Raw genomic sequence first — 590 nt, 5'->3', positions numbered from 1 at the left:
TCTCATGAACAACAACGCTTTGATTTTCTTTATGAACAACATCTTACCAATTTAACTCTGCAAGGCAAGCGGCCTGCGACTATCGATGCGTACAGTCGCGCCATTAGGCGCATTAGCGCTTATTTTGACTGTTGCCCTGATAACCTTTCAACCGATGACTTAAAGCGTTATTTTGCTGATTTAATTGCCTCTCACTCCTGGAGTACCGTAAAACTCGACCGCAATGGATTACAGTTTTTCTACCGGTATGTCCTTAATCAATCTTGGGAGTGGCTCAACATTGTTAAGCCGCCGCAGGTCAAACGCCTACCGGATATTCTAACCCCTGCCGAAGTCTCAATCGTCATTAGCCTCACCCATAAGCTGCGATATCAAGTGTGCTTTTTAACCTTATACAGTATGGGGTTGCGCCTCGGTGAAGCAATTTCATTACAGGTTGGCGATATCGATTCAGCGTTGATGCAGGTGCATGTTCGTGACGCCAAAGGCGGCAAGGATAGGCTAGTACCTTTACCACAACGCACATTGTTAGCGCTTCGGTATTACTGGCAAACCCATCGCCATCCTCGGCATGTATTTCCCGGTAAAGA

At 46.4% G+C, this 590-nt stretch carries 1 protein-coding gene; it reads left to right on the top strand.

The window, feature by feature from the left end; genetic code table 11:
• Positions 1-590: tyrosine-type recombinase/integrase (locus AAEY99_RS21180; protein WP_351011942.1), on the top strand; the 590-nt coding region annotated here is incomplete at both ends.

The organism is Shewanella sp. S1-58-MNA-CIBAN-0166, from assembly GCF_040310085.1.
Taxonomy (GTDB): Bacteria; Pseudomonadota; Gammaproteobacteria; order Enterobacterales; family Shewanellaceae; genus Shewanella.
The sequence above is the reverse complement of the archived record's forward strand: the minus strand, read 5'-3'. Positions and strand labels throughout refer to the sequence as shown.